Below are 26,650 nucleotides of genomic sequence, written 5' to 3'. Positions count from 1 at the left end.
AAAATTTCGTCGGGTGAGCCGATAGGTGAAAGCGAACCCTGCTGTTCGAGATGTTAATCGAAGCGCATCTCGAACTTAAAATACTAGTGGATTTCAAATCCACTTTATCAATTCTTCTAGATGCCTTTCAGAACATCTCGAAGAGCGAAGTGCTTTCTAATGATCGATCTCTCATCGACCACTCTTATAATTACCTCAAAACTAAAAGGTTTCGGCAGGTGAGACACCATTAATGTTCGGAAGTTTAAAAATTAAACACATAGGCACATAGTTAATATAGGAAAAAATGCGCTAGCCTATGTTTTCAATGTCTTATTATGGTTAGAAAATTAAACGGAGGTTTCAATTATCCCAGCGGGATAATATCTGTATAGCAATTGCAAGGCATACATTCGACCCCAGCTGGGGTCGCACACCATAATTGCACATTAGCTATAGATATAAGACCTCTCTGAGGCCTAAAAGTAACTTCTAATAAATCTTAATTGCACTCGTAGTCCGTGTTTTTATCAATTTTTCTAAATCTCTATGTGATAAATAATCATTAAAAATTTGTTCCGAACACCTATGGTGAGACACCAGCCGATAGGTTAAATCTTCCTCAACAAAAAACCCATCCTGCTAACCAAGATGGGTTTCTATTTCACGTTTTGCAAACGCAATAAGCTTTACTCTATACGCAATACCAAATTAACAATACTGCTCAAAAGCACCAATTAAACTATCAGCAATCATTTGTGCTGGTCTGCCTTCTATTTGGTGGCGCTCAATCATGTGTACCAATTTACCATCTTTAAACAAAGCCATAGATGGCGATGAAGGTGGGAAAGGCATCATGTAACCTCTAGCTCTATCTACCGCATCTTTTTCCATACCAGCAAAAACAGTTACTAATTTATCTGGGTGTTTAGCGTTAGAAGCTGCCAATTTAGCTGCCGGACGAGCATTTGCCGCTGCACAACCACACACAGAGTTTACTACAACAAATACAGTACCTTCACCTTTTATTGCACTATCAACTGCTTCAGCTGATTTTAATTCTTCAAAACCAACGTTTGTTAACTCAGCACGCATTGGTTCTACTAAATATTCTGGATACATCTTTTTCTTTTTTAAATTAAAGCACAAAGATAACAAATCTAATGCGCTTATATTTTAGCAAAAATAAAATAACAATTTACTGACTTACAGGCAAAAAAAAGCGAGTTACTAAATGATTAGCAACTCGCTTAATATTGAGGTAATTTATTTCATATTTTCTAGCGCTTCTCTAAGCGCATCTTGATCAGATAGAGCAGTTAAACCAAACATCATAATAGCTATGATACATAATACTAAGTAAATAATATTTAATATCAATCCTATAATTGCACAAACTCTACCGGCATTTAAATTTTTAAATGAACCCTCAGTATACGAACCCATATTTAGTGCATAAAGGGCTCTGTCTTTTTTACTTAATACTAAAGCAACAATTGCTAATATTAAACCAATTACACCATAACAGCAGCAGGTTAAAATTGATAAAATACCTAAAATTAACACGATAGTTGCATTAGGCAAAGGTTGTTGCATACCGTTAAAACCCATACCTCCATTTTGAGGTGGAAAGGGATTTTGCTGCTGAAATGGGTTATTTTGTTGTGGGTTTTCTTGTGGAAATTGTTCTTCAGACATTGTTTTTAAATTAGTTGATTGGTTATGATTTTGTATATGTAGTTGCTTACAATAATTAAAGTGACAGCAATATAAAGCATTTTTATAAAAAAAGCACCGTTTTTAACATCAAATTTGAGATGAATAATGGTAAAACCAAATAATGCAACGATTGGAATTGTAGCAGGATATAATTTGAACGACGCCAAAAAATCTCCTTGCAGCAAAGCAACAATAGAACGCTGAATACCACAGCCAGGGCAATCAATACTAGTTAAAGACTTAAATGGGCAGGTAATTAAATGATGTTTTAGCCAGTGGAAAAATCCTTCTGTATTCGAAGCCAATATTAACAATATGCCTAAAACTTTTATTTTCATTGCTTGGCTAAAATTATGCTTTTTGCTGTTGATGCACAAACTTTGTTTTATAAACCTGATAAACGTGGAAAGTTCGTGTCAGTCTGAGCGCTTGCCTGCCGTGGCTGGTAGTCGAAGACAACGAACTTGTAACATTAGCAGGGCTAAAGATACCAAAAGCCACATCCATTCTTTTTCGAAAAGAAATTTACATTTCAAAAACACAACATCTGCTATTCGTTTGGGTTTCACAATGCTATGCTGTAACTTTGTGCTAAATTAAAAACAAAAAATATGTCATCAGTAGAGACTCTTTATGTTCCTTACAAAGTTAAGGACATTTCACTGGCAGAATGGGGCCGCAAAGAAATTGGCTTAGCCGAAGCAGAAATGCCTGGCTTAATGTCGCTTAGAAAAGAATTCGGACCATCTAAACCATTAGCAGGCGCTCGTATAGCAGGCTGCTTACACATGACTATCCAAACCGCAGTTTTAATCGAAACTTTGGTAGAATTGGGTGCTGAGGTAACTTGGTCGTCATGCAACATTTTCTCAACACAAGATCATGCCGCTGCTGCAATTGCTGCTGCGGGTATTCAGGTTTATGCTTGGAAAGGATTGAACGAAGCTGATTTTGATTGGTGTATTGAGCAAACTTTACACTTTGGTGAAGACCGCCAACCATTAAATATGATTTTAGATGATGGTGGTGATTTAACCAACATGGTTTTCGACAAATATCCTGAGCTAATTGCAGCAATTAAAGGTTTATCTGAAGAAACTACTACAGGCGTACACCGTTTGTACGAAAGAATGAAAAACGGAACATTGCACTTGCCTGCAATTAACGTAAACGATTCGGTAACAAAATCTAAATTCGATAACAAATACGGTTGTCGCGAATCATTAGTAGACGCAATTAGAAGAGCTACTGATGTAATGATGGCTGGTAAAGTTGCCGTTGTTTGCGGTTACGGCGATGTGGGTAAAGGTTCTGCCGAATCATTACGCTCGCAAGGTGTACGTGTTATCGTAACAGAAATCGATCCAATTTGTGCTTTACAAGCTGCCATGGAAGGTTTTGAAGTTAAACGTTTAGACACTGCAATTCAGGAAGCTGATATCGTGGTAACTACAACTGGTAACTGTGATATCGTTCGCGAAAAACACTTTAGAGCATTAAAAGACAAAGCAATTGTTTGTAACATTGGTCACTTCGACAATGAAATTGATATGGCTTGGTTAAATGGCGCTTACGGCGATACCAAAGTTGAAATTAAACCTCAAGTTGATAAATATACCATCGAAGGTAAAGACGTGATCGTTTTAGCTGAAGGCCGTTTGGTTAACTTAGGTTGCGCAACTGGTCACCCAAGTTTTGTAATGAGTGCATCTTTTACCAACCAAACTTTAGCTCAATTAGAACTATGGACTAACCCTGGTAAATACGAAAACAAAGTTTATGTGTTACCTAAACATTTAGACGAAAAAGTTGCTCGTTTACACTTAGAAAAAATTGGTGTAGAGTTAGATGTTTTAGACGATCACCAAGCTGCTTACATCGGTGTTGCAGTTGATGGTCCGTTTAAACCAGATACTTACAGATACTAAGCCCTAAACCCCTAAAGGGGCTTTTGGATTATTTAAAAGAGATGTGCATTTTGTACATCTCTTTTTTTGTGTTTAACCCTATCAGAAATTTAAGTTCATTTAAGTTTATAGTTTCTTCAATGTCTTGTTTGGTTAAATTTTTTCAGAAAAAGTATGTTAGTGATTCTTCGCTTAGTTCTGCCCCACTTTCCGCTTTACTCGCCTTTGTGCCGCAGGCTCATGTTCGCTCCAATTGGGTTTATTTTACAAAAAACAGTAGTTCTTTTGAAAATGAAAAACCTACATTTGCCTTAATAATGTTAACTTCTAATGTTAAAATCATGAAAGCTTTAATTGTCGCCCTACTCCTAACTTCTTTTGGTTTTGCAGCAAATGCCCAAACCAAACCTCAGCCAGCAACAAAAATTAACAACAAAATTGTGGAGATAGCTTGTGGAGAATGTAAGTTTGACATGAAAGGTAAAAGCTGTGATTTAGCCATTAGAATTGATGGAAAATCTTATTTCGTAGACGGCAAAAACATTGATGATTTTGGCGATGCACACGATGAAAAACATGGCTTTTGCAATGTAATTAGTAAAGCAAAAGTAAGTGGAGAGATTGTTGACGGGCGTTTTAAGGCAAAGAAAGTTGAGCTTCTACCTGCTAAGAATTAGGCATTAAACACAGAGAACATTGAGTTTTAACAGAGTAAAAGAGGTTAAATTTCGTACTCCAAATGCAAACAAACTAAATTGTAATTGTGGGTAAAATCTTGCTTTGGCACAATTACAGTTTCTGCATTAATAATTCTAAAATCTTTAATCTTATTCTTTTTTAGAAATTTTTCAAGTTTTAGATTTAAATCTTCTGTTACAACAGCATCTTCATCTAAACCACTAATTGCTCCCGTTGAAGTAAATCCACAAGAAATTCTAGCATATTTTTTCATAATATAGTTTTTGATAAATTTCATCAATAATTAATAAACAAGCAACAAATTTTTCGAACCCACAAATAAGTCTTCTGAACCTACCCTTTTGCAAACTAACTTTGCACACTCCGTGATCTTTGTGGTTGATACATTCGCTTTGCGCTTTAGTCTTTCAGCTTAAACCCTTATCTTTGCCCCATGACAAAATTATCAGTCAATATTAATAAAATTGCAACCCTACGTAACAGCAGAGGCGGTAATAACCCAGATTTAGTTAAAGTAGCATTAGATTGCGAACGATTTGGTGCGCAAGGAATTACCGTACATCCTAGGCCAGATGAAAGACATATCCGTTACCAAGATACCTTTGATTTAAAAGCAGTTATTGCAACCGAATTTAACATAGAAGGCAATTGCAAAGAGCAAAAATTCATCGACCTTGTTTTGGCAAATAAACCTGCACAAGTTACTTTAGTACCCGATGTATTAGGGCAAATTACCTCAAATCATGGCTGGGATACCATAAAAGAGCAAGCTTATTTAAAAGAAATGGTTTCGTTGTTTCAAAATGCTGGCATTCGTGTTTCTATTTTTGTAGATCCGGTTATCGACATGGTTGAAGGTGCTTTAGCAACTGGAACAGATCGAATTGAATTGTACACAGAAGCTTATGCAAGTGATTTTCATAAAAATAAGGAAGTTGCAATTGCTCCCTACATCGCGGCAGCAAAAAAAGCGAACGATTTAGGTTTAGGCATAAATGCTGGTCACGATTTAGATTTAGACAATCTCAAATATTTCGCACAAAACATTCCTAATTTATTAGAAGTTTCCATCGGCCATGCCTTAATTAGCGATGCGCTTTATTTCGGATTAGAGAATACGATACAACTTTATTTAAGACAATTGAACCCCTAAATATCCGCCGCGGCGGAGACTTAAAATAATGAACAAAAAAGTTAAACTAATTTCCCCTTTAGGGGATTAAGGGGTTATGCTCAAAGGAATACTCCTTGTTTTATTCGGTGCCTGCAGTTTCGGCATCCTCTCTACTTTTGTAAAATTGGCGTATGCCGATGGCTATTCACTTAGCGATGTAACAGGCACGCAAGCTTTTTTTGGTGCCATCTTGTTGTGGTTATTTTATTTTATCTCAAAAAAAACTGGCAAAAAGGTATATCCGAAATCTAAACCACATTGGTTTAAATTATTAGCGGCGGGCACATTTACAGGTTTGGTAAGTATGTTTTACTATCAATGTGTAAAATTAGTTCCTGCATCTTTAGCTATCATTTTATTGATGCAATTTGTATGGATAAGTGTTTTATTAGAGCTTTTCATTTATAAAAAGAAGCCAAGTAAAATGCAAATTCTAGCTGTTTTTGTAATTTTAGGCGGAACAGTTTTAGCAAGTGGTTTTACAACAACTAAAGCTAGCGAAATCAATATCGAAGGTATTATTTTCGGCATGTTAGCCGCACTTTGTTACGCTATATTTTTAATGTTAAATGGTAAGTTAGGCAATGATTATCCGCCACTTAAAAAGAGTGCTTTGATGATTACAGGAGCTTGCATTTTAATATTCATCTGTCTGCCTCCTACTTTTTTATTTAATGGTGCTTTGGGTGGTAGCTTACTAAAATGGGGAATTATACTAGCGGTATTTGGCACTTTCATTCCTCCATTGTGTTTTGCAGCGGGCATACCAAAAATTGGATTAACTTTAAGTTCTATTTTAAGCAGTGCCGAATTACCTGTTGCTGTACTAATGAGCAGTTTAATTTTACATGAAGAGGTAAACTTATTACGTTGGTTAGGTGTTATTATTATACTTAGTGCCCTCATCCTCCCAAATTTGGAAAATATAAAAAAGGGGAATATCTTTAAGAAAGTTAAGGATTAAAAAATCCTTACTAAAAACATAAAAATTAAACATGAAAAAATACACATTACTATTAATAACTTTAATTACCATCGCCTTTAGTGCTTGCAAAAACGTAGCAACTATTAGCGAATCAGAAGCTTCTGATGTAATTGTTACTTATCTAAAAGGAAACCCAGAATATAAAACTGATAAATTTGAATTTGGGGAAATTACTTTTAATAGTAGAAAAGAAATGGGAGAGTTAGAGAAATACAAAACTTTAGCCAACGAAGGTTTTATCACCCTAACCCTACAAGAAAGTAAAAAGAAGTTTTTATCAAAAGATAGTAGCTTTGTATATTTTGTTAAATTGACCGATAAAGCGAGCGATTTAGTATTTAAGCAAGACAATGATAAAGCCACGGTTAAGGTTGTAAACTATGAATTAGCCAGCGAAAAACCCGTCAATTTCTCTCGCGTAAACGATAATAATGCAAAAGTTACGGTTTCACTTAAAAAAGTAAACACTGTTTTTGCACCTTTCCAAAACAACAGCAAAGACAATAGCGATTTCATCACCAAAACTTATCGCTTAAAATTGGATAAAGAAGAAGGCTGGAAAGTGAATAAATAAAGTTTTAAAGATACAAGGTTGAGGCTGAGGCTGAGCACTAATATTTCCTAAAAACTTAATTAAATTTCATTATTTTTATGCTAGTTGATTTTAAAGAGAGAAGTTTATGAGTACAATTATTATACATCCTGAAACAGAGGCAAAAGAAAAAGCTATTAAAGCAGTTCTAGAGGCTTTAGAAATCAACTTTGAGCAATCAGAAGAAACTTATGCACAACAGGTTTTAGCAGGCCTTGAAAAAGGAATTCTTCAAGCTAATAATGGAGAAACCAAAACTTACGCTGAAGTGAAAGAGCTGCTAGCAAATAGATGGAGCTAGTTTTTACAGATAAAGCAACCGAAATGCTTGTTTCCGTGGCTTTATTTATTGAAGAAAAATGGAATTTAAAAGAGGCTGAAAAATTTCTTTTAAAAGCATATCAAACTTTCGACTTATTACTAGAACATCCCCATATCTTTAAGGCATCTACTTTAGACCCAAAAATTAGAATCGGGATAATCGCTAAACAATGTTCTTTCTTTTATGAAATAAGAGAAAAAGAAATTGTAATTCTATTTTTGTGGGATAATAGACAAGACCCTATTCTTTAACTGGGCTTTAGGAAAAATACACTTTGTTCCTTTTTTTTCTTTGTTGTTAATTTTTTCGTCGTTCGTTGACTGCAAGCTTCCAACTTTAAAACATTCCAACTTTCAAACCTCCCAACATTTCAACAATACTTTAACCCCCTCCTTTTGCCACCAAAATATGACGATTTGCTCATCATTTCCATAGCAAAAAATAGTTGCAGATTTCTTACCTTTGCGGCAACTTATTTTTATCAACTTCATGAGTTTAAATATCCATTACCAAGAAGATTTTCAAGACCGCCACATTGCGCTAAATAGCGAAGATACAGCGGCTATGCTACAAACCATTGGCGTAAATTCTATTGATCAACTGATTGAACAAACCTTTCCGGCTTCTATCAGACTAAAACAACCTTTAAACTTACCAAAGGCGAAGTCGGAAATTGAATATTTAACAAACTTAAAACAAACGGCTTCGTTAAATAAAGTTTACAAATCTTACATAGGTCAAGGTTATTACGATACCTTAACACCGGGTGTAATTTTACGTAACGTAATGGAAAACCCAGGTTGGTACACACAATACACGCCTTATCAAGCAGAAATTGCGCAGGGTCGTTTGCAAGCTTTGTTAAACTTCCAAACTATGGTTATCGATTTAACCGGAATGGAAATTGCCAATGCTTCTCTATTAGATGAAGGTACCGCAGCTGCCGAAGCCATGTTTATGCAATACAGCTTGCGTAAAAATCAAAAAGCAACTAAATATTTTGTGTCTGAATTAATTTTTGCACAAACTATAGATATTTTAAAAACTCGTGCCAATCCATTCGGTATAGAATTGGTAATTGGTAACCACGAAACTTTTACGGCAACCGATGAATTTTTCGGTGCAATTGTTCAATATCCGGCAGGTAATGGCGAAGTACATAACTATACAGCTTTCGCATCGGCTTTGCATACCCAAAACATTAAATTAACGGTAATTGCCGATTTACTGAGCTTAACCCTATTAACCCCTCCGGGCGAATGGGGAGCGGATGTAGTAGTTGGTACAACCCAACGTTTTGGCGTGCCAATGGGTTTTGGTGGTCCACATGCAGCCTATTTTGCTACAAAAGACGAGTACAAACGCTCTATCCCAGGTCGTATTATTGGGGTAACTATCGACAGCAACAACAACTACGCTTTACGCATGGCTTTGCAAACTCGCGAGCAACACATCCGTAGAGATAAAGCAACATCTAACATTTGTACTGCACAAGCATTGTTGGCTATTATGGCAGGTTTTTATGCCGCTTACCATGGTCCAACAGGCTTAAAATTAATTGCAGAACGTACCCACGGATTAGCGGTTAGTTTAGCTAGCTCATTAAAAGAAGCTGGTTATAATGTATTGAGCAAGGCTTATTTCGATACCATTCAAGTAGATTTAGGCGATTTAACAGGTTCTATCCATAAAGAATGTTTAGACAATAACATCAACCTTAATTATAACGGTAATTTAGCAAGTATCTCATTTGATGAGACCACTACTTACGAAGATGTTAAATTATTGGTCCGCATTTTCTCTAAAGTAAAAGGTGTTTCTGCAGATAGCTTAACAGATATTAAAAATGTACAAACTACTATTCCTGCCGATTTACAACGTACTTCTAGCTATTTAACGCATCCCGTATTTACCTCGCACCACAGTGAGCACGAAATGTTGCGTTACATTAAATCTTTAGAAACAAAAGATCTTTCACTTTGTCATTCGATGATTGCTTTAGGTTCTTGTACCATGAAGTTAAATGCAACTAGCGAAATGATCCCTGTTACTTGGCCAGAATTTGGTAAAGTGCATCCTTTTGCACCAGCCGACCAAGTTTTAGGTTATTATACTGTTTTTGATGAATTAGATAAATGGTTAAGCGAAATTACAGGTTTTGCAGCTATGAGTTTACAGCCAAATGCTGGTGCACAAGGCGAATATGCAGGCTTAATGGTTATCCGTGCTTACCACCAAGATAGAGGCGATCATCATCGTAACATTGCTTTAATTCCAGCTTCGGCACATGGTACAAACCCTGCTTCGGCGGCAATGGCCGGAATGAAAATTGTGGTCGTAAAATCATTAGAAAATGGAAACATTGATGTAGAAGATTTAAAAGCTAAAGCTGCAGAACATTCGGCAAATCTTTCTTGTTTAATGGTTACTTATCCATCTACACATGGTGTTTTCGAAGAAAGTATCATCGAAATTTGTGAAACTATACACCAACACGGAGGACAAGTTTACATGGATGGCGCTAACATGAACGCACAAGTTGGTTTAACTAGTCCGGCTAATATTGGTGCCGATGTTTGTCACTTAAACTTACATAAAACCTTCTGTATACCACATGGTGGAGGTGGTCCTGGTATGGGCCCAATCGGTGTTGGTGCACACTTGGTTAAATATTTACCAGGTCATGCAGTTGTAGATATCAACAACGAAAAATCAATTCCTGCGGTTTCTTCTGCACCTTGGGGTTCAGCTTCAATTTTAATTATCTCTCACGCTTATATCGCTATGATGGGCGGCGAAGGCTTAACAGATGCTACCAAATACGCCATTTTAAACGCCAACTACATGAAAGCTCGCTTAGAGCAGCACTATCCTGTGTTGTACTCTGGCGCTCAAGGTCGTTGTGCACACGAAATGATTTTAGATTGCCGTAGCTTTAAAAACTTCGGTATCGAGGTGGTTGATATTGCGAAACGTTTAATGGATTATGGTTTCCACGCACCAACGGTTTCTTTTCCAGTTGCTGGAACCTTAATGGTAGAGCCTACAGAAAGTGAGCCTAAACATGAGTTAGACCGTTTCTGCGATGCTTTAATTGCTATAAGACATGAAATTACTGAGGTTGAAAATGGTAGTTTAGACAAGGTTGATAATCCTTTAAAAAATGCACCACATACATCGGCAGTAGTTACCGCTAATGAGTGGGCACATGGTTACAGCCGCCAAACAGCAGCTTTCCCATTACCTTATGTAGCCGACTATAAATTTTGGCCATCGGTAGGTAGAGTAAACGATAGCCATGGCGATAGAGCATTAATTTGCGCTTGCCCTCCTATCGAAAGTTACATGGAAGAAGAAGCAATGGCTTAACAAGTATTGTCATCTTGAGCTTGTCGAAGGGCCGCATCATAAAACACCAATAGCTCGAACCAAATGTTCGGGCTATTTTTTTGCGCTTGCTTGTCATCCTGAGCGTAGTCGAAGGATCTCACATACTTTGTCATCCTTATAATCTTTGTAATTCTTAGCAAAGCGAAGAATCTCTATATAATATTTATTATTTGAGATTCCTCCGAAGTCGGAATGACAAAACTAGGAGTTTATAATTTTTATAAAATTTTGATTTATAGATACTTAATAAATAACGTCAATGGTAGCAAAGCGAAGAATCTCTATTAATGAATTTCTCACTTTTTCAGAAAAGCAATTGCAGCATTTCATTTTAATGTTCGCCCTGCTGTACGCTACTATCTTTTTGGCAATTTCTCCGTCATTTCGAACGCATGTGAGAAATCTCAGAGTTAAACGCATTTTCAAACAATAATGCTACAAAAAGTATATCCGCTGCCATCAGGTTTAGGGAAGAAAAAAATGTGCTGAAATTTAGAAACAAAAACGCTTTATGGGAAACCGTAATTATGATGAAGGAAAATAACTATCTTAGCCTATAACACTTAAAATCTATGCCTAACAATCCTATTCGTGTAACTTGTGCTATTATTATCCGTAACAATAAAACACTTGCAGTACAAAGAAGCCAAAAAATGAAACTTCCTCTAAAATGGGAATTTCCTGGAGGGAAAATTGAGCTGGGAGAAACTGAAGAAAAATGTATATTAAGAGAAATTAAAGAGGAGTTAGATTTAGAGATTGATTTAGTTTCGCGATTGACACCATCACAATTTCAATATCCAAATCTCTCTATTGAGCTTATACCTTTTATTGCTCAATTTAAAAGCGGAGACATAAATTTAGCTGAGCATAAAAGGCATCTTTGGCTAAAAAAAGAAGAACTAATTGATTTAGATTGGGCAGAAGCTGATTTGCCAATTTTAAAAGAATACTTGACCGTATGAACGAAGGAATTTACGAAGAACTAGTTACCAAACTTGTTTCCTTAAAACTTGATGAAGTTAATCTAAATACGTTTTATGTTAACAAGGCTACCATAGACAAAGAAGAAGCCGCGACCATCCTTTCTAAACATCTTGGACAAACTATCAAAACAGCTCTAAAAACTGTTAGTGGAGACAACCAGATTGAAGTTCAGATTGAAATAGCTAATAAAATCATCTTATTTCTAAAGCAAGAATTAAACAAAGAAGATTTTACGAATGACCTAATTGAAATTGAAGGCGAAATTTTAAAGGCTGTTTTTTCGAAAGTAGACGCTCATTTTTCAGATTTTAATCTTCATTTAAAAGAAATAACTCCATATACAAGATTAACTCATAGTGAACTTTTTACTGGTGGAAATGCTGGATTATCACTAGAAAGTGAACTTAAAAAAGAGATTTTATCATCTAACCAAATAGATTTACTAGTTTCTTTTATAAAATTCAAAGGCATAATTATTCTAGAGAGAGAACTAAAAGAATTTACAAAAAGAGGTGGACAGTTAAGGGTAATCACTACTACTTACATGGGAGCCTCAGATTATAAGGCTATTCAACTCCTTTCAAAATTAGATAATACTCAAGTTAAAATATCTTACAATTCAGGTAACGAAAGACTTCATGCTAAAGCCTATTTGTTTAAGCGAAAAACTGGTTTTCACACAGGATATATTGGTTCTTCTAACTTTTCTCGTTCTGCACTAACTGATGGCTTGGAATGGAATTTAAAAATAACAACTAAAGAAGTTAGCCACATCATAGATAAGTTTCAAAAAACATTCGATTCATATTGGCAAAGCGATGACTTTGAACTTTTTGATGATAATTTACACAAAGACAAATTAATTACTTCTTTAAATCAAGGGCGGACCAATAAAATAGGCAATTTAAACGTTTCTTTTTTCGAGATCAAGCCTTTTCCCTTCCAATCTGAAATATTAGAAAAATTAGATGTAGAGCGTACTTTGCATAACCGTCATAGAAATTTAATTGTAGCTGCAACAGGAACTGGAAAAACTATTATTTCTGCCTTCGATTACAAAAGATTTAAAAGCCAAAACAAAAATGCTAAACTTCTTTTCTTAGCACATAGAAAGGAAATCTTGATTCAATCAATAATAGCTTTTAGAGGGATTTTGAGGGATAATAATTTTGGGGAATTATGGGTTGATGGTATAATTCCAGACAATTTTGAATATGTTTTCGCATCTGTTCAAACCCTAAACAACCGCCTTCAAGAATTAAATCAATCGCCCGAATTTTACGACTATATTGTTATTGATGAGTGTCATCATTTGACGGCTGGTAGCTATCGAAACATTATCAACTATTTTAAACCTAAAGTTTTACTTGGGCTAACAGCAACGCCAGAAAGAATGGATGGTGGTGACATTCAAGAAGATTTTCACAACAGAATTGCTGCTGAAATTAGATTGCCGGAAGCACTGAATAGAAAACTGCTTTCTCCTTTTCAATATTTCGGCATTACAGATAGTATTGATTTGTCAAAAGTAAGTTGGGATAAAGGCAGATATGTTGCTAGTGAATTGACCTCGCTTTATACAGCAAACAATAGAAGAGTTAGAGAAATTATAGATGCGTTAGATAAATATACAAAAGATATTAATTATGTATGTGCTCTAGGTTTTTGCGTAACTATGGAACATGCCAAGTTTATGGCTGAAAAATTTAGTTTAGCAGGATTAAAAGCTGATTACTTAACAAGCGCCAATAATGAAAATAGAAATGAAGTAAGAAGCAAATTATTAAAAAAAGAAATCAATTATTTATTCGTCGTTGATATTTTTAATGAGGGTGTAGATATACCTGAAATAGATACTGTTTTATTTCTTCGCCCTACTGAAAGTTTAACAATTTTCCTCCAACAACTTGGTCGTGGCTTGCGTCTAGCAGATAACAAAGAATGCTTAACTGTTTTAGATTTTGTAGGTAATTCGAGACCAGAATATAACTTTGAAAATAAGTTTAGGGCTTTGATCGGTAAAACCGCTACAACGGTTAAGAAAGAAATCGAAGACAACTTTCCACATTTACCTTTAGGTTGTTCAATTATTTTAGAAAAAAAGGCAAAGCAAATAATACTAGAAAACATCACTGTTGCAACCTCTCTAAATCGAAATCAACTGATAAAGAAAATTCAGAATTTTCAGCATCAGACAACATTAGACCTTAATTTAAAGAATTTTGTAGAATTTCATAATATACCACTACAGACAATTTATAAACGAGGTGGATGGAAAAGACTTTGTGAAGAAGCTGGTAAAATTGAAAACTTTGAACAGATTAATGAAAAACAAATTATTAGTGCTATTGGAAATAAGTGGTTTTCGTCAGCCTCAATTAGCTATTTTCAATTCATTTTAAGATTAGCAGAGAGAAATTTCCAATTCTCCATTAAAGATTTAAATGAAATAGAAACTAAAATGCTTTTGATGCTACATTATGATATATGGTATAAAGCTGGTGGATTTACATCTTTAGAAAGTAGTATCAAAGCAATAGGTTCCAATAAAGTATTAGTTGAAGAAATCATTGAAGTTTTAGAATTACTCATTGATAGAATTGATTTCAAAGAAATACATATTGATTTACCTTACAATCAACCATTAAAAGTACACTCTAGATACACGAGAGATCAAATATTTGCTGCATTTGATAAAAGTACTTTTGAAAAAAAAGCAACTATTTTGGAAGGTGTTGCAGAAAACAAATCATTAAACACAGAATTGCTTTTCATTAATCTAATCAAATCCGAAGAAAATTTTTCACCTACAACCATGTATGATGACTATGCAATTGATGAAAAGCTATTCCATTGGCAAAGTCAAAACTCTGCAGCGCCTCATACCAGTAAAGGGATTTCTTACATCAACCATCAAGTTAATAGCAAGAAAATTCTTTTATTTGTAAGAGAGAAAAATGAGGACGAGTATGGAAATACAATGGGTTATGTCTTTGTTGGTGAAGCAAAATTAAAAGAACATTATGGCGCTAAACCAATGAACATAAAATGGGAATTACAAGAACCCTTACCTAACTATCTTTGGAAAGACGCCGCAAAATTGAGAATTGGATAGACAAATAAGCCCAATACAACTCGCAATCATTTATCTGTAGCCACAGAACATTTACTTTAGTTTACAGCAAGGTTTCGGCTGGTGATGACACCAGCCAATAGGCGAATATTCATTAATGAACTGACTTTGTTATTTATTTCATCATTAGTCCCTGAGTCTGCTTATTCAATTAAAGCTTGTAATACTGGCTTAAAAAAAATCTGTTCTTGGTATTTATGTCGTCTTTGTTTATCTTCCTGGTTGCTGATAAAATACAAATTTTTAAATATGGATTGGTTACTTGTTACTTCAATCGAGCATTTGAAAGAACTTTGCGACATTAATGGTCGTGCAGAGTTTTATATACTTATTGCTGGCGGCTTATGTAGAAGCGGAAAGCAAATTCATTTTGACAACAAATCAAAGAGGTTTGAAGTTTATAATGAAATTGATGAAACTTTGCAAAGTGGCTTAAGCGAAAAACAATTGCATTTTAAAACATTGATACCAGAAGCTATTGAAAAGTCCGCTTTGTTTTTCTATGGAGTTCAACTTTGGGGGATATGAGGACGAATTCGCCACTCTTCTATATGTAAGTTAAGATTGGCTCAAAGCGAAATGATTGGTTAGAACCTTATACTTATAAGCTTTATCTAAATAAAATTTTACATTCATATTGCGGACATTTTTACGGACACGGACAAATTCCAATATCACAATAAGTAAATAGAATATTTTTTAATTAAAGATATTATGCAGATTTTACAGAATTATTAAATGGGAATTAAACAAACCCTTACCCAACTATATTTGGAAAGACGCCGAAAAATTGAGAATTGGAAAGTTAAATTAAGCCTTAAACAATAAAAATTTTCCGCCTAGGTTCGTGTCCTCACGAACCTTTTAAATTCTCAACACTCTGGTTCGTGGAGACACGAACCAAGGCTTTGGCTTTTTACTAGATTAAAAATTATTCTTCAGATAGAGCATCTTCATTCCCTTTTACGGCCACATTAACAGAATTGATGACAGTGAAAATTAAGGAATAGATTTCTGAAGTTCCCATAGTCTTAATCAATCAAATTCCATCTAAATACTCCTGTCAAATTAAACCATAAATAATTCAATTTTTCCCTTATTATTACATTTTTGTAAAAATAAGCTTTTTTTTACATACTTATTTTTACATTTACGTAAAAATAAGGAGTTTTATGGATTTTAACACATCTATTCCGACAGCTAAAAGATTAGAACGTTTACAGTATGAAAACCCGTGGTGGCTTAATGGGCAAGTGCAGCAAGTGTATACGGATATGTCTAAACGCCTATATTTTAAGCTATTTTATCCATTTGTTAAGGAAACAGAAATTAAACGAGCTCTAGTTTTAATGGGGCCAAGGCGTGTGGGCAAAACAGTAATGATGTTTCATTCCATACAAGAACTATTGGCCGAAAAGGTTGCTCCAAAAAAAATCTTTTTTATTGGTATCGATAACCCTATTTACATGCATTTAGGCTTAGAAGAGATTCTATTGCTAGCAAAGGAAGCTGTAGATTTGGCTAATTTAGAGGGTTGTTTTGTGTTTTTCGACGAAATTCAATACCTAAAAGATTGGGAAAGACACCTTAAAGTGTTGGTAGATTTGTACCCAAAAACCAAATTTATTGTTTCTGGTTCGGCTGCTGCTGCTTTACGTTTGCAAAGTTCTGAAAGTGGCGCAGGCAGATTTACTGATTTTATGTTGCCTCCGCTTACTTTCCACGAATACATACATCTAAAAGGATTGGATCATTTGGTACAGGCTAAATCTATAATTTATGATGAAAAGGAAATACCATTTTTTACTACTCACGACAATAAAGCACTAAACAAAGAATTTTTCCATTACTTAAATTTTGGTGGTTACCCAGAAGTTGTATTATCAGAAAAAATACAGAGCGACATGGGGCGTTATGTTAAAAATGACATTGTTGATAAGGTGTTGTTAAGAGATTTACCAAGTTTGTACGGCATTAAAGATGTGCAAGAACTGAATAGTTTTTTTAGTTATTTAGCTTACAACACAGGTAATGAATTTTCGTTTGAGCGTTTAGCAAAAGATAGCGGAATTCAAAAAGAGGTTATTAAAAGGTATTTGGAGTATTTAGAAGCTGCATTTTTAATCAAGGTTATTCATAAAATAGATAGCAATGCTAAAAAATTTAAACGCATTACCAATTTCAAAGTTTACCTAACCAATCCCTCATTACGCACAGCTTTGTTCTCTCCTATTCAAGAAACAGACAGTGAAACTGGTAATATGGTAGAAACTGCCATCTTTTCGCAATGGATGCATCGTGAAAATCTTGACCTGAAATACGCCAGATGGAAAATGGGCCGTGCAGAGGGAGAAGTGGATATTGTATTGATAGATAACAAATTATTTAAGCCGCAATGGTGTGTAGAAGTTAAATGGAGTAATCGGTATTTCGAAAAGCCGCAAGAGTTAAACAGTTTATTGCATTTCTGTAATCAAAATAAATTTAAGGCTACCTTGGTAACCACTATAGATGTAGCTGGTAATAAAACAATAGACAATGTAAATATTACCTTTGTGCCTGCAGCAATTTACGCCTACAATATTGGCGTAGTAACTTTGGTTAAGAAATCAATGTGGTTAAATGATTGATATAATCTTTAGTTAATTTTGAATGTTTAAAGCAAATCTCTTAATTTAGAAATCATAAGAAACACAGAAAATGCAGCCAACCCCATCTCAAATTAAAGAAATAACCGAACAATTAGATTGCGGTTTTTGCTGTTACTATAATAAAATAAGTGGAGAAGTAGTCTCTATTCCAGATTTTGAAGACACAATTGACGACATAGCCGAATTTTATGGTGAGGATTTGGCAAAGATTAAAAAAGACAAGAAAAACTTTGTGATCATTACCAAGCCAAGCTCAAGAGAAGGTTTTGAAATAATGGAAGATTTTGCCCAGCAACTTACAGATGAAATGTTGCAAAAAAAGCTTCTTGATGCCTTAGAGAAAAAAAGGCCTTTTGCACATTTTAAGGCAATTATAGAAGATGCAAGCGATTACCGTCAACAATGGTTCGATTTTAAGTTAATGAAATTGCAAGTTTATATTTTAAATCAAATCCCTAAAGTGAAACAGCAATAGCATAATAAAATGTAAAAATAAGCCTATTTTTTAATGCTTATTTTTACATTTTGGTAAGATTAAGAGAATTTTGAATATTTTTTAATCTTATTTTTACACTCTACATCTTCATGCTATCAGTAATCAAATCTATTAACTTCTGTAAATCACAATTTTATAAAATCATAAACTCCCAATCTTGTCATCCGATAGCTATCGGATCCGACTTCAATAAATCTCAAATAATAGAGATTCGATCATCTAATAAAATTAAAGATGTGCATTCATCATATTATTCAAGTTTGTGTAATTGTGTGGAATAAGTATTTTCAAAACACCTCTAGTTGTAGAATTAAAAGAAAAAATATCCCCAATTATTTAACTATAAATTAATAGCAATATGCAAAAATAGCGTTTTAAACGCTTCAATTAATGTGTTTTAACATTTATTAAACTTGGCAGATATATTGAATATGTTTAAACAACAAAAGATTTTAAAAAAAATAATTCGATTTTTTAAAATCATAATTGCAAAATATAATAAATATTGTATCTTCCCCATGGTGAAATTTTTAAGCAAATTAGGATCGTCTAATCATTTAGAAGAACTGATAAAAGGAACAAAAGATAATTTAACATTAATTAGCCCAAGTTTTCAATTAACCGAGAACATGAGAGCTCATCTTTGTGACTTAAGCAGCAAAAAGCTTAATGTAACACTTGTATTGGAAGAAAATACTCTAAACGCTGAAGAAAATAATTGGTTAAGAGGCCTAAGTGGAATTAAAACTAGTTTCTGCAAAGAATTGCAATCGATGTGTTACATGAATGAAAATGAAGCAATAGTTACTTCTATTGGTTTATTAAATTTTTCTAAACAAAATAATTCTGATATGGGCATTTACATCACTAAAGACAAAGATAAAAGCTTATTTGAATCTGCAGTTGAAGAAGTACAACGCCTAATTAACTTAAGTTACGAAACTCACATTTGCTAAATAAATATAGTCTCACCTCAAATACATTCAGGCTTTTTAGCCTGTGCGTTAATGAAACACCTCTCCTTTTATATAAATGCCTCATCACTAATGTTCAGCCATTCGAAATTAGTTTAATGATGTATCACTTTTCTACAATTCGTCCCTCAATATTTGCTACTAAAAAACTATTTGTAAAAATTTATATTTTACAACTAAACCTTTTGCCCTTTTTAAAATCTTAACATAGGATAAGATACCATCCACAAAAAATAAATACCTTTATCAAAAAATTAAATTAATATTAAAATGAAATTGAAATTCTCTTTAACGTTTTTATTAGCTGTTGTAGCTAGTTTCGCTTTTTTTGCTTTTGCACCTAAAGCCGATGTATACACTGTAGATGTAACAAAATCTACGATTACTTGGGAAGGGAAGAAATTTTCTGGGTCGCACGCTGGTTTTGTAAACTTAACTTCTGGTACTTTAGGTTTTAATGGTAAAAAATTAACACAAGGTGGATTTATTGCAAACATGACAACCATTAAAACTATGGATGGCGGTACAAAACCAAATGCAGGCTTAGATAAACACTTAAAAGCTGATGATTTTTTTGGCGTTGAAAAGTTTCCTGCTGCTAACTTTGTAATTAAAAAAGTAAGCGGAAATGGTGCTAACGTAAATGTTACAGGAGATTTAACCATTAAAGGGGTTACGCAATCAGTTACTTTTCCGGCTAGTGTAGTTTGGGGTGCCGACAATACAGTAACTGCAACTGCAGAAAAAATTACAATTGATAGAACCAAGTTTGGTGTGAAATATAAGTCGAAATCGTTATTTGCTGATTTAGGTGATAATTTTATTTATGATGAATTTACCATTGGTGTAAAGTTAGTAGCTAAAAAATAGGTTCTGCTTTAGCGCAATGAACTATGCCCCGTTTGGTTTATTACTGAACGGGGTTTTTGTTTTTAAATACATGTTGATATTTTGAATCCCAATATCTACCTTTAACGCGTCAGAAAAATATTTCTTTCGTACACACACAAACAAATGCTAGACAAAACAATCAATTTATTGGTTATAGACGATGATGACATCAACATTTTCATTATCAAAAAAATAGTTGAAAAAACTGGTTATAAAATTAGTATGACAGCTAAAAGCAATGGCCAGCTAGCTATTGATTACATTAAAGAAACACTAGAAAACAACCAAATACTACCACAACTCATTTTAATAGATATTAATATGCCAGTGATGAATGGTTGGGAATTTGTTGAAGCTTATACTGGCCTTAATGTTACTGAAGATATAAATCTATACATTTTATCATCATCAGTTTACGAAAATGATATCGAAAAAACTAAAAGCTACAACAATGTTAAAGGCTTCATTTCTAAACCTTTATCGTTAGATAGATTAACAGAATTGTTGAAAGAAGTTGAGATTAAACAATTTTAAATCGATCATCATCCAATTCAATAAATGCTTGCGATTTAGATTTAGAATGATAGAATAAACAATTCCATTTTTCTTCTGCTGCCTTTAACCCAAACTCTTCTCTCAATTCCATTGCTTTACGTCCATCAAAATCGTATTTGGCAATAAACTTTCTAATCAGTTCTTCTGGTTCTGGTAAAACATCCCCGCCAAAAAACACTTTTTTTTCTCCATCACTTATTAAAAACACTTGATGGTACGGACAATGCGCTCCAGTTAACTCGTAACCAATTTCTGGCGTCAAATTTCCATTGCCTTCTATCAGTTTAATTTGTGCATTGCGTTGTACATAATCAAAAATGTCTGTATGGTAAGATGATGATGTGCTTGAAAATGCTGTCTCCCATTCTCCTCTTTGTATCACACAGGTAGCATTTGGAAAACTCAATTCCATTTTACCATCTACATTGTGCACCATTCCGCCAGAATGATCAAAATGCAAGTGAGACATTAATACCAATTCTACATCGGCAGGATCGAAACCTGCATTTTTAATGTTTTCATGCAAATGTAATTTCCCTTCTGCATTGCTGTAACCCAAACCTGTATCTAATAAAATTAAACTATCGTTTAGCTTAATTAAAAATGGTTGTACGTGTATAAATAGTGATGCTGGCCTGTCTTTAGCGTTGTGAATTGATGGATCAAATGGAATGAATTTTTTAGTAGCATCTACCGAGTATGAACCTTCGTGTAATGTGTAAACTTGCAAAGACATGGGCTATTTTTTTGAAAAGAAATTAAATGATATATTTACGAACGGTACTGCAAATATAGCTATCCTGATTTAAAATATGGGTATCAGGCATTTACCAAACCAAATAAAGAGAATAAAGCTAAATGGAAAAAAGATGGGCTCTATTGGAGCAAGGTGCAAAAGAAATTAGTGAAAATTTAGCCAATGAACTAAATATTGACGCCTGTTTAGCACAGGTATTGGTACAACGTGGTATTACTAATTTTGAAGATGCCCGCTACTTTTTTAGACCAACTTTAACGCAATTACATGATCCTTTTTTAATGAAGGATATGGAACAGGCCATTGCCAGAATTACACTTGCCCTACAAAATGGCGAAAGAATTATGGTTTATGGCGATTATGATGTGGATGGAACTACAGCTGTTGCTTTAACTTATAGCTTTTTTAGCCAGTTTACTAGCGAGATTGCTTACTACATACCAGATAGACATAAAGAAGGTTATGGCATTTCTACTGCCGGAATTGATTTTGCCGCCGAAAATGGTTTTACCTTAATTATTGCATTAGATTGCGGTATTAGATCTGTTGATAAAATTGAATATGCAAATAGTTTAGGGGTCGATTTTATCATCTGTGATCACCATTTACCTGGAGAAACTTTGCCAGCTGCAATTGCAGTTTTAGACCCAAAAAGAGCCGATTGCGAATATCCCTTTAAAGAACTTTCTGGTTGCGGTATTGGTTTTAAGTTGGCGCAAGCTTATTGCCAAGCCAATAATTTGCCAGATGAATTGTACGAGCAATATTTAGATTTATGCATGGTAAGTATTGCCGCAGATATTGTACCCATTGTTGATGAAAACAGGGTAATGGCACATTTTGGCTTAACAAAGTTGAATACAAACCCTTGCTGTGGCTTAAAAGCTTTGATGCAAATTTCTGGTAAAACCGAAAATTACAGTATTACAGATGTAGTTTTTTTATTAGCGCCGCGTATTAATGCCGCAGGGCGGATGGGTGATGCCAAAGATGCTGTAAAAATGTTATTGAGTAATGAAGTGATTTTGGCTGATGAACAAAGCACTTTTATTAACGGACAAAATACCGAACGCCGATCATTTGACCAAAATATTACTGCTGAGGCTTTGGCTATAATTGAGCAAAGCGAAGTTTTAATAAACCGTAAAACTACCGTAGTTTATCAGGATGATTGGAATAAAGGTGTAATTGGCATTGTAGCTTCTCGCCTAACCGAAACCTATTATCGCCCAACTATTGTGCTAACAGAATCTAATGGCACTTATACAGGCTCAGCTCGCTCTGTTGCAGGTTACGATTTGTATGAAGCTTTACTTTCTTGTAGTGATTTGCTGATGCAATTTGGAGGACATAAGTATGCTGCTGGCTTAACTATTAAACCAGAAAATTTAACTCTATTTTCAGATAAATTTGAGCAAGTAGTTTCTTCTACCATTAGCCCTAATCTTTTAATACCTGAAATAAAAATTGACTGCGAGCTAAACTTGGCGCAAATTGACGCTAAATTTTACAGAATTTTATTACAAATGGCACCCTTCGGACCACAAAATATGGCACCTGTTTTTGTAAGTAAAGGTGTAACTTTGGTAGGCCCTGCTCAAACTGTTGGCGCAAAACATTTAAAATTGAGCATAAAACAACAAAATTCAGCTATTTTTGAATGCATTGCATTTGGCCTAAGCGAATTTGAAAGTATATTAGAACCAAACCAAAAATTTGCTGTTTGTTATACGATAGAAGAAAATGTATGGAAAGAAAAAAGACGTTTGCAGCTAAATATAAAAGGAATAAAAATAGATTGAAGATCATGATGCAAATCATAAATCATAAATCATAAATCATAAATCTGAATGATATTAAAGGCCGAAAATCTGGTTAAAAAATATAAACAACGGGTTGTTGTAAACGATGTATCTTTTGAGGTTAGTCAGGGTGAAATTGTTGGCTTACTTGGCCCAAATGGCGCTGGTAAAACAACTTCATTTTATATGATTGTTGGTTTAATTAAACCCAATGAAGGTACTATTTTGTTAGACGGGGTTGATATCACCAAAGACCCGATGTTTCGCAGGGCACAAAAAGGAATTGGCTATTTGGCGCAAGAAGCAAGCGTTTTTAGAAAGCTAACTGTTGAAGACAACATTATGGCAATTTTAGAAATGACAAAACTAACCAAAGAAGAACGTCATGAAAAACTAGAAGAGCTAATCAACGAATTTAGTTTACACAAAGTAAGAAAAAATCGTGGCGATTTACTTTCTGGTGGCGAGCGCCGTAGAACAGAAATTGCTCGTGCATTAGCGGCAAACCCTAATTTTATCTTGTTAGACGAGCCTTTTGCTGGTGTAGATCCGATAGCGGTAGAAGAAATACAAACCATTGTAGCCAAACTCAAAAAGAAAAATATTGGTATCCTAATTACCGACCATAATGTTCAAGAAACTTTATCAATTACCGATAGGGCTTATTTATTGTTCGAAGGTAAAATATTAGAATCGGGAACTCCAGAAGTGCTTGCCGCCAATGAAATGGTTCGTAAAGTATATTTGGGCGCAAACTTCGTACTGCGTAGAAAAAATTTATAACCTCATCACACCTAAATGGCAATTGTAAATTCAATTTTTACTTGGTACATGAAAAAGCGCATTCATCAGATTGAGCTTTTTATAAAATACCCGTTAGATGTTCAAGAAGAATGGTTGCATAGCTTAATTTCTAGCGCAGCTAATACAGAATGGGGCAAAAAATACGATTATCGATCGATCTTAACAATTAGTCAGTTTAAAGAACGAGTTCCCATTCAAAATTACGACACGCTTAAGCCTTACATCGAGCGGATGCTTAAAGGCGAGCAAAATATTTTATGGCCTTCAGATATTAAATGGTTTGCCAAATCATCGGGCACTACGAGCGATCGAAGTAAGTTTATTCCAGTTTCTGCAGAGGCTTTAGAAGAATGCCATTTTAAAGGTGGGAAAGACATGATTTCCATTTACTGCAATAACCAGCCACAAACCCAAATGTTTACCGGCAAAGGCTTGGTTTTAGGTGGCAGCCATCAGATTAATCAGCTCTGTCAAGATATTCACTGTGGCGATTTATCAGCGGTGCTGATTAAAAATTTACCCATGTGGGCCGAATATTACCGTACTCCAGATATTTCTATTGCCTTAATGGATAATTACGAAGAAAAAATGGATAGAATGGCTGAAGCTACCATCAAAGAAAACGTAACTAATATTTCTGGCGTACCAACTTGGACAATTGTTTTGGCTAAAAAAGTTTTGGAAATAACCGGCAAAAAGAATTTACTAGAAGTTTGGCCAAATTTAGAATTGTATTTTCATGGTGCAGTAAATTTCGCCCCTTATCGTGAGCAATTTAAAGAGTTGATCCCTTCGCCAGATATGTATTATTTGGAAACATACAATGCATCTGAAGGCTTTTTTGGCATCCAAGATCAAGACAACTCAGAAGAGCTTTTGCTGATGTTAGATTACGGTATTTTTTACGAATTTTTACCAATAGAGAATCTGGATGATGAAAATCCGCAAACTTTAACATTAGAGCAAGTTCAATTGCATAAAAACTATGCAATTATTATTTCTACCAATGCTGGTTTATGGCGATATATGATTGGCGATACCATTCAATTTACCTCCTTATCTCCATTTAGGATTAAAATTACGGGCAGAACTAAACATTTCATTAATGCTTTTGGCGAAGAATTGATTATTGACAATGCAGAAAACGCTTTAATTAAAGCTTGTGCAATTACCGAAGCCAAAATAAAAGATTACACTGCTTGCCCAATTTATTTTAAAGGCGAAGAAGCGGGTGGGCACGAATGGATTATCGAATTTGAGCAGCAGCCCAATAATTTTGAGCAGTTTATTGATGTAATGGATCAAACTTTGCGTGAAATTAACTCTGATTATGATGCCAAGCGTTTTAAAGACATGGCCTTACGCAGACCTAAAGTACATAATGCGCCAGCAGATACTTTTTACAATTGGTTAAAAAGCCGCGGCAAATTAGGCGGACAGCATAAAGTGCCTCGTTTGGCTAACGACAGGCAATATGTTGATGAAATTTTAGAATTATTGTAGTTTAGGTATACTTATTGTTATTAAATATTAAACCTACCACTATGAATTTCGACCAATTAAAATCAAGCTTTGAAGCTTTTACAAAAAAGGCAAGCACCTTACTTAACGACAAAGGTAAAACATCAACCAAAATACAGGAAGCCATTAAAAAAGCTACCGAAAATAAAGGTGCCTTAAGTAATGTTTGGGATCAAATACAATTGTTTTTTGCCTTAGCAAAAGATTATGTAAACGGAACTTATACCGATATACCAAAAAGTTCAATCGTTGCTGTTGTTGCTGCATTGCTATATTTCATTTCTCCATTAGATATTATTCCAGATTTTATTGTGGGCTTAGGCTTTTTAGATGATGCCTTTATTTTAGGCATGGTGTACAAAAAAGTAGCTAAAGAATTAGAAAGATATCAAGATTGGAAAGATCAGCAGAAGAAAATCATCCATATTTAAGCTAATTATTTTTTTATGAAAAGCAATGGCAGTATTTCTTCGGAAAAGGCTGTCCCGCTTTGCGTTACTGCCGATTTTTTTAGTCCCGACTTCTTCGGAAAAAAATCGGCATTCACTTCAATCGGGTTTAGATCAGTTCTGCTTGTACTGCTATTTAAAGCTGCATAGTTTCATAACACAGCAATTTTGTTATTGCTTTTGTGTACAAACCTTTCCTATCTAAACCTGATTAAGCCGGCAGCCCCGAACGGCTTTAGCCTGAGGGCTACAGGCGAAAGCAGGACTACAGAACCTATAAAAAGCTGTAAGTTCATTTTCAAAAAAATGGCATTTCTATTATCATCACAAAACAACTATTTGTATTTAAGTAATTTTTAACTAGATTTAAGTAGCTAATAAACAAACTACTATGAAAACAGTTCAACAAATTTTAAACACCAAACCAATTCAAATTTTTAGCGTAAGCGAAAGCACATCTGTTTTAAATGCGCTTAAATTAATGACCGAAAAAAACATCAGTGCTTTGCTAATTATGGAAAATGAACAATTATTGGGCATTTTTACCGAACGTGATTATGCCAGAAAAATAGTTTTACAAGGCAAAACCTCAATGGAAACGCCAATTAGCGAGGCTATGACGGCTAATCCAATTACTGTTAACCCTAAAGACAGCATTGAGCTCTGCATGCAAATTATGACAGACAAACACATCAGACATTTACCTGTTGTAGCTGAAAATAAAGCTGTTGGCATGGTTTCTATTGGAGATGTGGTGAAATTCATCATCGCCGACCAAAAACAGACCATATCGCAGTTAGAAAGTTATATTAATAGTTAAGTTGGAATGTTAAAAGTTCAAATGTTGGAATATTAATCTAGCA

At 34.5% G+C, this 26,650-nt stretch carries 26 protein-coding genes; 21 read left to right on the top strand and 5 right to left on the bottom strand.

The features are described 5' to 3' along the window. Nucleotides 1-690: 690 nt before the first annotated feature. From FA045_RS15340 to FA045_RS15330, 3 genes are all read right to left on the bottom strand, one after another. The gene (locus FA045_RS15340; RefSeq protein WP_136877958.1) at nucleotides 691-1,101 is read right to left on the bottom strand and encodes a BrxA/BrxB family bacilliredoxin; all 411 of its coding nucleotides are present in this window, start codon (nucleotides 1,099-1,101) and stop codon (nucleotides 691-693) included. Between the two features lie 144 nt (nucleotides 1,102-1,245). Beyond that, the gene (locus FA045_RS15335; protein ID WP_205943171.1) at nucleotides 1,246-1,677 is read right to left on the bottom strand and encodes a CCC motif membrane protein; all 432 of its coding nucleotides are present in this window, start codon (nucleotides 1,675-1,677) and stop codon (nucleotides 1,246-1,248) included. Between the two features lie 5 nt (nucleotides 1,678-1,682). Next, a complete protein-coding gene (locus FA045_RS15330; RefSeq protein WP_136877957.1) occupies nucleotides 1,683-2,036 on the bottom strand; it encodes a DUF2752 domain-containing protein in 354 nt (117 codons plus the stop codon). Nucleotides 2,037-2,309: 273 nt separating this feature from the next. Between FA045_RS15330 and ahcY the strand changes: the two genes are divergently transcribed. Both ahcY and FA045_RS18980 read left to right on the top strand, forming a co-directional pair. Next, nucleotides 2,310-3,626 carry an adenosylhomocysteinase gene (ahcY, locus tag FA045_RS15325; RefSeq protein WP_136877956.1) on the top strand — a complete coding sequence of 439 codons (1,317 nt, stop codon included), beginning with the start codon at nucleotides 2,310-2,312 and terminating at the stop codon, nucleotides 3,624-3,626. A 41-nt stretch (nucleotides 3,627-3,667) separates the two neighbouring features. Further along, entirely contained in the window at nucleotides 3,668-4,282 is a 615-nt protein-coding gene (locus FA045_RS18980) for a DUF6370 family protein (protein WP_205943170.1), read from the top strand. 44 nt (nucleotides 4,283-4,326) lie between these two features. On the opposite strand, the gene FA045_RS15315 is transcribed toward FA045_RS18980, so the two are convergent. Then, nucleotides 4,327-4,557 (bottom strand): hypothetical protein, encoded by a 231-nt coding sequence (locus FA045_RS15315; RefSeq protein WP_136877955.1) that lies wholly within the window; start codon nucleotides 4,555-4,557, stop codon nucleotides 4,327-4,329. 180 nt (nucleotides 4,558-4,737) lie between these two features. On the opposite strand from FA045_RS15315, the gene FA045_RS15310 reads away from it, so the two are divergent. From FA045_RS15310 to FA045_RS15245, 14 genes are all read left to right on the top strand, one after another. Further along, nucleotides 4,738-5,457, top strand: coding sequence for a pyridoxine 5'-phosphate synthase (locus tag FA045_RS15310; protein WP_136877954.1), 720 nt, complete (start codon nucleotides 4,738-4,740; stop codon nucleotides 5,455-5,457). A 76-nt stretch (nucleotides 5,458-5,533) separates the two neighbouring features. Then, on the top strand, nucleotides 5,534-6,442 hold the full coding sequence (locus FA045_RS15305) for an EamA family transporter (RefSeq protein ID WP_136877953.1): 909 nt from the start codon (nucleotides 5,534-5,536) through the stop codon (nucleotides 6,440-6,442). 31 nt (nucleotides 6,443-6,473) lie between these two features. Further along, on the top strand, nucleotides 6,474-7,037 hold the full coding sequence (locus FA045_RS15300; RefSeq protein WP_136877952.1) for a hypothetical protein: 564 nt from the start codon (nucleotides 6,474-6,476) through the stop codon (nucleotides 7,035-7,037). Between the two features lie 106 nt (nucleotides 7,038-7,143). Beyond that, complete coding sequence (locus tag FA045_RS15295; RefSeq protein ID WP_136877951.1) at nucleotides 7,144-7,356, top strand: DUF2683 family protein; 213 nt, start codon at nucleotides 7,144-7,146, stop codon at nucleotides 7,354-7,356. Then, complete coding sequence (locus FA045_RS15290) at nucleotides 7,347-7,628, top strand: type II toxin-antitoxin system RelE/ParE family toxin (RefSeq protein WP_136877950.1); 282 nt, start codon at nucleotides 7,347-7,349, stop codon at nucleotides 7,626-7,628. Before FA045_RS15295 ends, FA045_RS15290 begins: the two co-directional genes overlap by 10 nt. A gap of 238 nt (nucleotides 7,629-7,866) precedes the next feature. Further along, nucleotides 7,867-10,746 (top strand): aminomethyl-transferring glycine dehydrogenase, encoded by a 2,880-nt coding sequence (gene gcvP, locus FA045_RS15285; RefSeq protein WP_136877949.1) that lies wholly within the window; start codon nucleotides 7,867-7,869, stop codon nucleotides 10,744-10,746. Between the two features lie 593 nt (nucleotides 10,747-11,339). Next, a complete protein-coding gene (locus tag FA045_RS15280) occupies nucleotides 11,340-11,732 on the top strand; it encodes a (deoxy)nucleoside triphosphate pyrophosphohydrolase (protein WP_136877948.1) in 393 nt (130 codons plus the stop codon). Beyond that, on the top strand, nucleotides 11,729-14,869 hold the full coding sequence (locus FA045_RS15275) for a DUF3427 domain-containing protein (RefSeq protein ID WP_136877947.1): 3,141 nt from the start codon (nucleotides 11,729-11,731) through the stop codon (nucleotides 14,867-14,869). Before FA045_RS15280 ends, FA045_RS15275 begins: the two co-directional genes overlap by 4 nt. Nucleotides 14,870-15,136: 267 nt before the next feature. Continuing rightward, entirely contained in the window at nucleotides 15,137-15,415 is a 279-nt protein-coding gene (locus tag FA045_RS15270; RefSeq protein WP_136877946.1) for a hypothetical protein, read from the top strand. Nucleotides 15,416-16,059: 644 nt separating this feature from the next. After that, a complete protein-coding gene (locus FA045_RS15265; protein ID WP_136877945.1) occupies nucleotides 16,060-17,517 on the top strand; it encodes an ATP-binding protein in 1,458 nt (485 codons plus the stop codon). Nucleotides 17,518-17,587: 70 nt separating this feature from the next. Continuing rightward, nucleotides 17,588-18,013, top strand: coding sequence for a UPF0158 family protein (locus FA045_RS15260; protein ID WP_136877944.1), 426 nt, complete (start codon nucleotides 17,588-17,590; stop codon nucleotides 18,011-18,013). A gap of 539 nt (nucleotides 18,014-18,552) precedes the next feature. Then, nucleotides 18,553-18,990 (top strand): phospholipase D-like domain-containing protein, encoded by a 438-nt coding sequence (locus FA045_RS15255; protein ID WP_136877943.1) that lies wholly within the window; start codon nucleotides 18,553-18,555, stop codon nucleotides 18,988-18,990. A 288-nt stretch (nucleotides 18,991-19,278) separates the two neighbouring features. Further along, complete coding sequence (locus FA045_RS15250; protein WP_136877942.1) at nucleotides 19,279-19,878, top strand: YceI family protein; 600 nt, start codon at nucleotides 19,279-19,281, stop codon at nucleotides 19,876-19,878. Nucleotides 19,879-20,022: 144 nt separating this feature from the next. After that, on the top strand, nucleotides 20,023-20,433 hold the full coding sequence (locus FA045_RS15245) for a response regulator (RefSeq protein WP_136877941.1): 411 nt from the start codon (nucleotides 20,023-20,025) through the stop codon (nucleotides 20,431-20,433). Here FA045_RS15245 and FA045_RS15240 read toward each other — a convergent pair. Beyond that, the gene (locus FA045_RS15240) at nucleotides 20,420-21,184 is read right to left on the bottom strand and encodes an MBL fold metallo-hydrolase (protein ID WP_205943174.1); all 765 of its coding nucleotides are present in this window, start codon (nucleotides 21,182-21,184) and stop codon (nucleotides 20,420-20,422) included. The genes FA045_RS15245 and FA045_RS15240 overlap by 14 nt on opposite strands. Before the next feature lie 128 nt (nucleotides 21,185-21,312). Between FA045_RS15240 and recJ the strand changes: the two genes are divergently transcribed. From recJ to FA045_RS15215, 5 genes are all read left to right on the top strand, one after another. Beyond that, a complete protein-coding gene (gene recJ, locus FA045_RS15235; protein WP_136877939.1) occupies nucleotides 21,313-23,013 on the top strand; it encodes a single-stranded-DNA-specific exonuclease RecJ in 1,701 nt (566 codons plus the stop codon). A 48-nt stretch (nucleotides 23,014-23,061) separates the two neighbouring features. Then, complete coding sequence (lptB, locus tag FA045_RS15230; protein WP_136877938.1) at nucleotides 23,062-23,796, top strand: LPS export ABC transporter ATP-binding protein; 735 nt, start codon at nucleotides 23,062-23,064, stop codon at nucleotides 23,794-23,796. 15 nt (nucleotides 23,797-23,811) lie between these two features. After that, nucleotides 23,812-25,320, top strand: coding sequence for a GH3 auxin-responsive promoter family protein (locus FA045_RS15225; protein ID WP_136877937.1), 1,509 nt, complete (start codon nucleotides 23,812-23,814; stop codon nucleotides 25,318-25,320). A gap of 41 nt (nucleotides 25,321-25,361) precedes the next feature. Beyond that, a complete protein-coding gene (locus FA045_RS15220; RefSeq protein WP_136877936.1) occupies nucleotides 25,362-25,769 on the top strand; it encodes a YkvA family protein in 408 nt (135 codons plus the stop codon). Between the two features lie 409 nt (nucleotides 25,770-26,178). Then, the gene (locus FA045_RS15215; RefSeq protein ID WP_136877935.1) at nucleotides 26,179-26,607 is read left to right on the top strand and encodes a CBS domain-containing protein; all 429 of its coding nucleotides are present in this window, start codon (nucleotides 26,179-26,181) and stop codon (nucleotides 26,605-26,607) included. Nucleotides 26,608-26,650: the final 43 nt, after the last annotated feature.

The organism is Pedobacter cryotolerans, from assembly GCF_005116475.1.
In the GTDB taxonomy this organism is placed as follows: Bacteria; Bacteroidota; Bacteroidia; order Sphingobacteriales; family Sphingobacteriaceae; genus Pedobacter; species Pedobacter cryotolerans.
The sequence above is the reverse complement of the archived record's forward strand: the minus strand, read 5'-3'. Positions and strand labels throughout refer to the sequence as shown.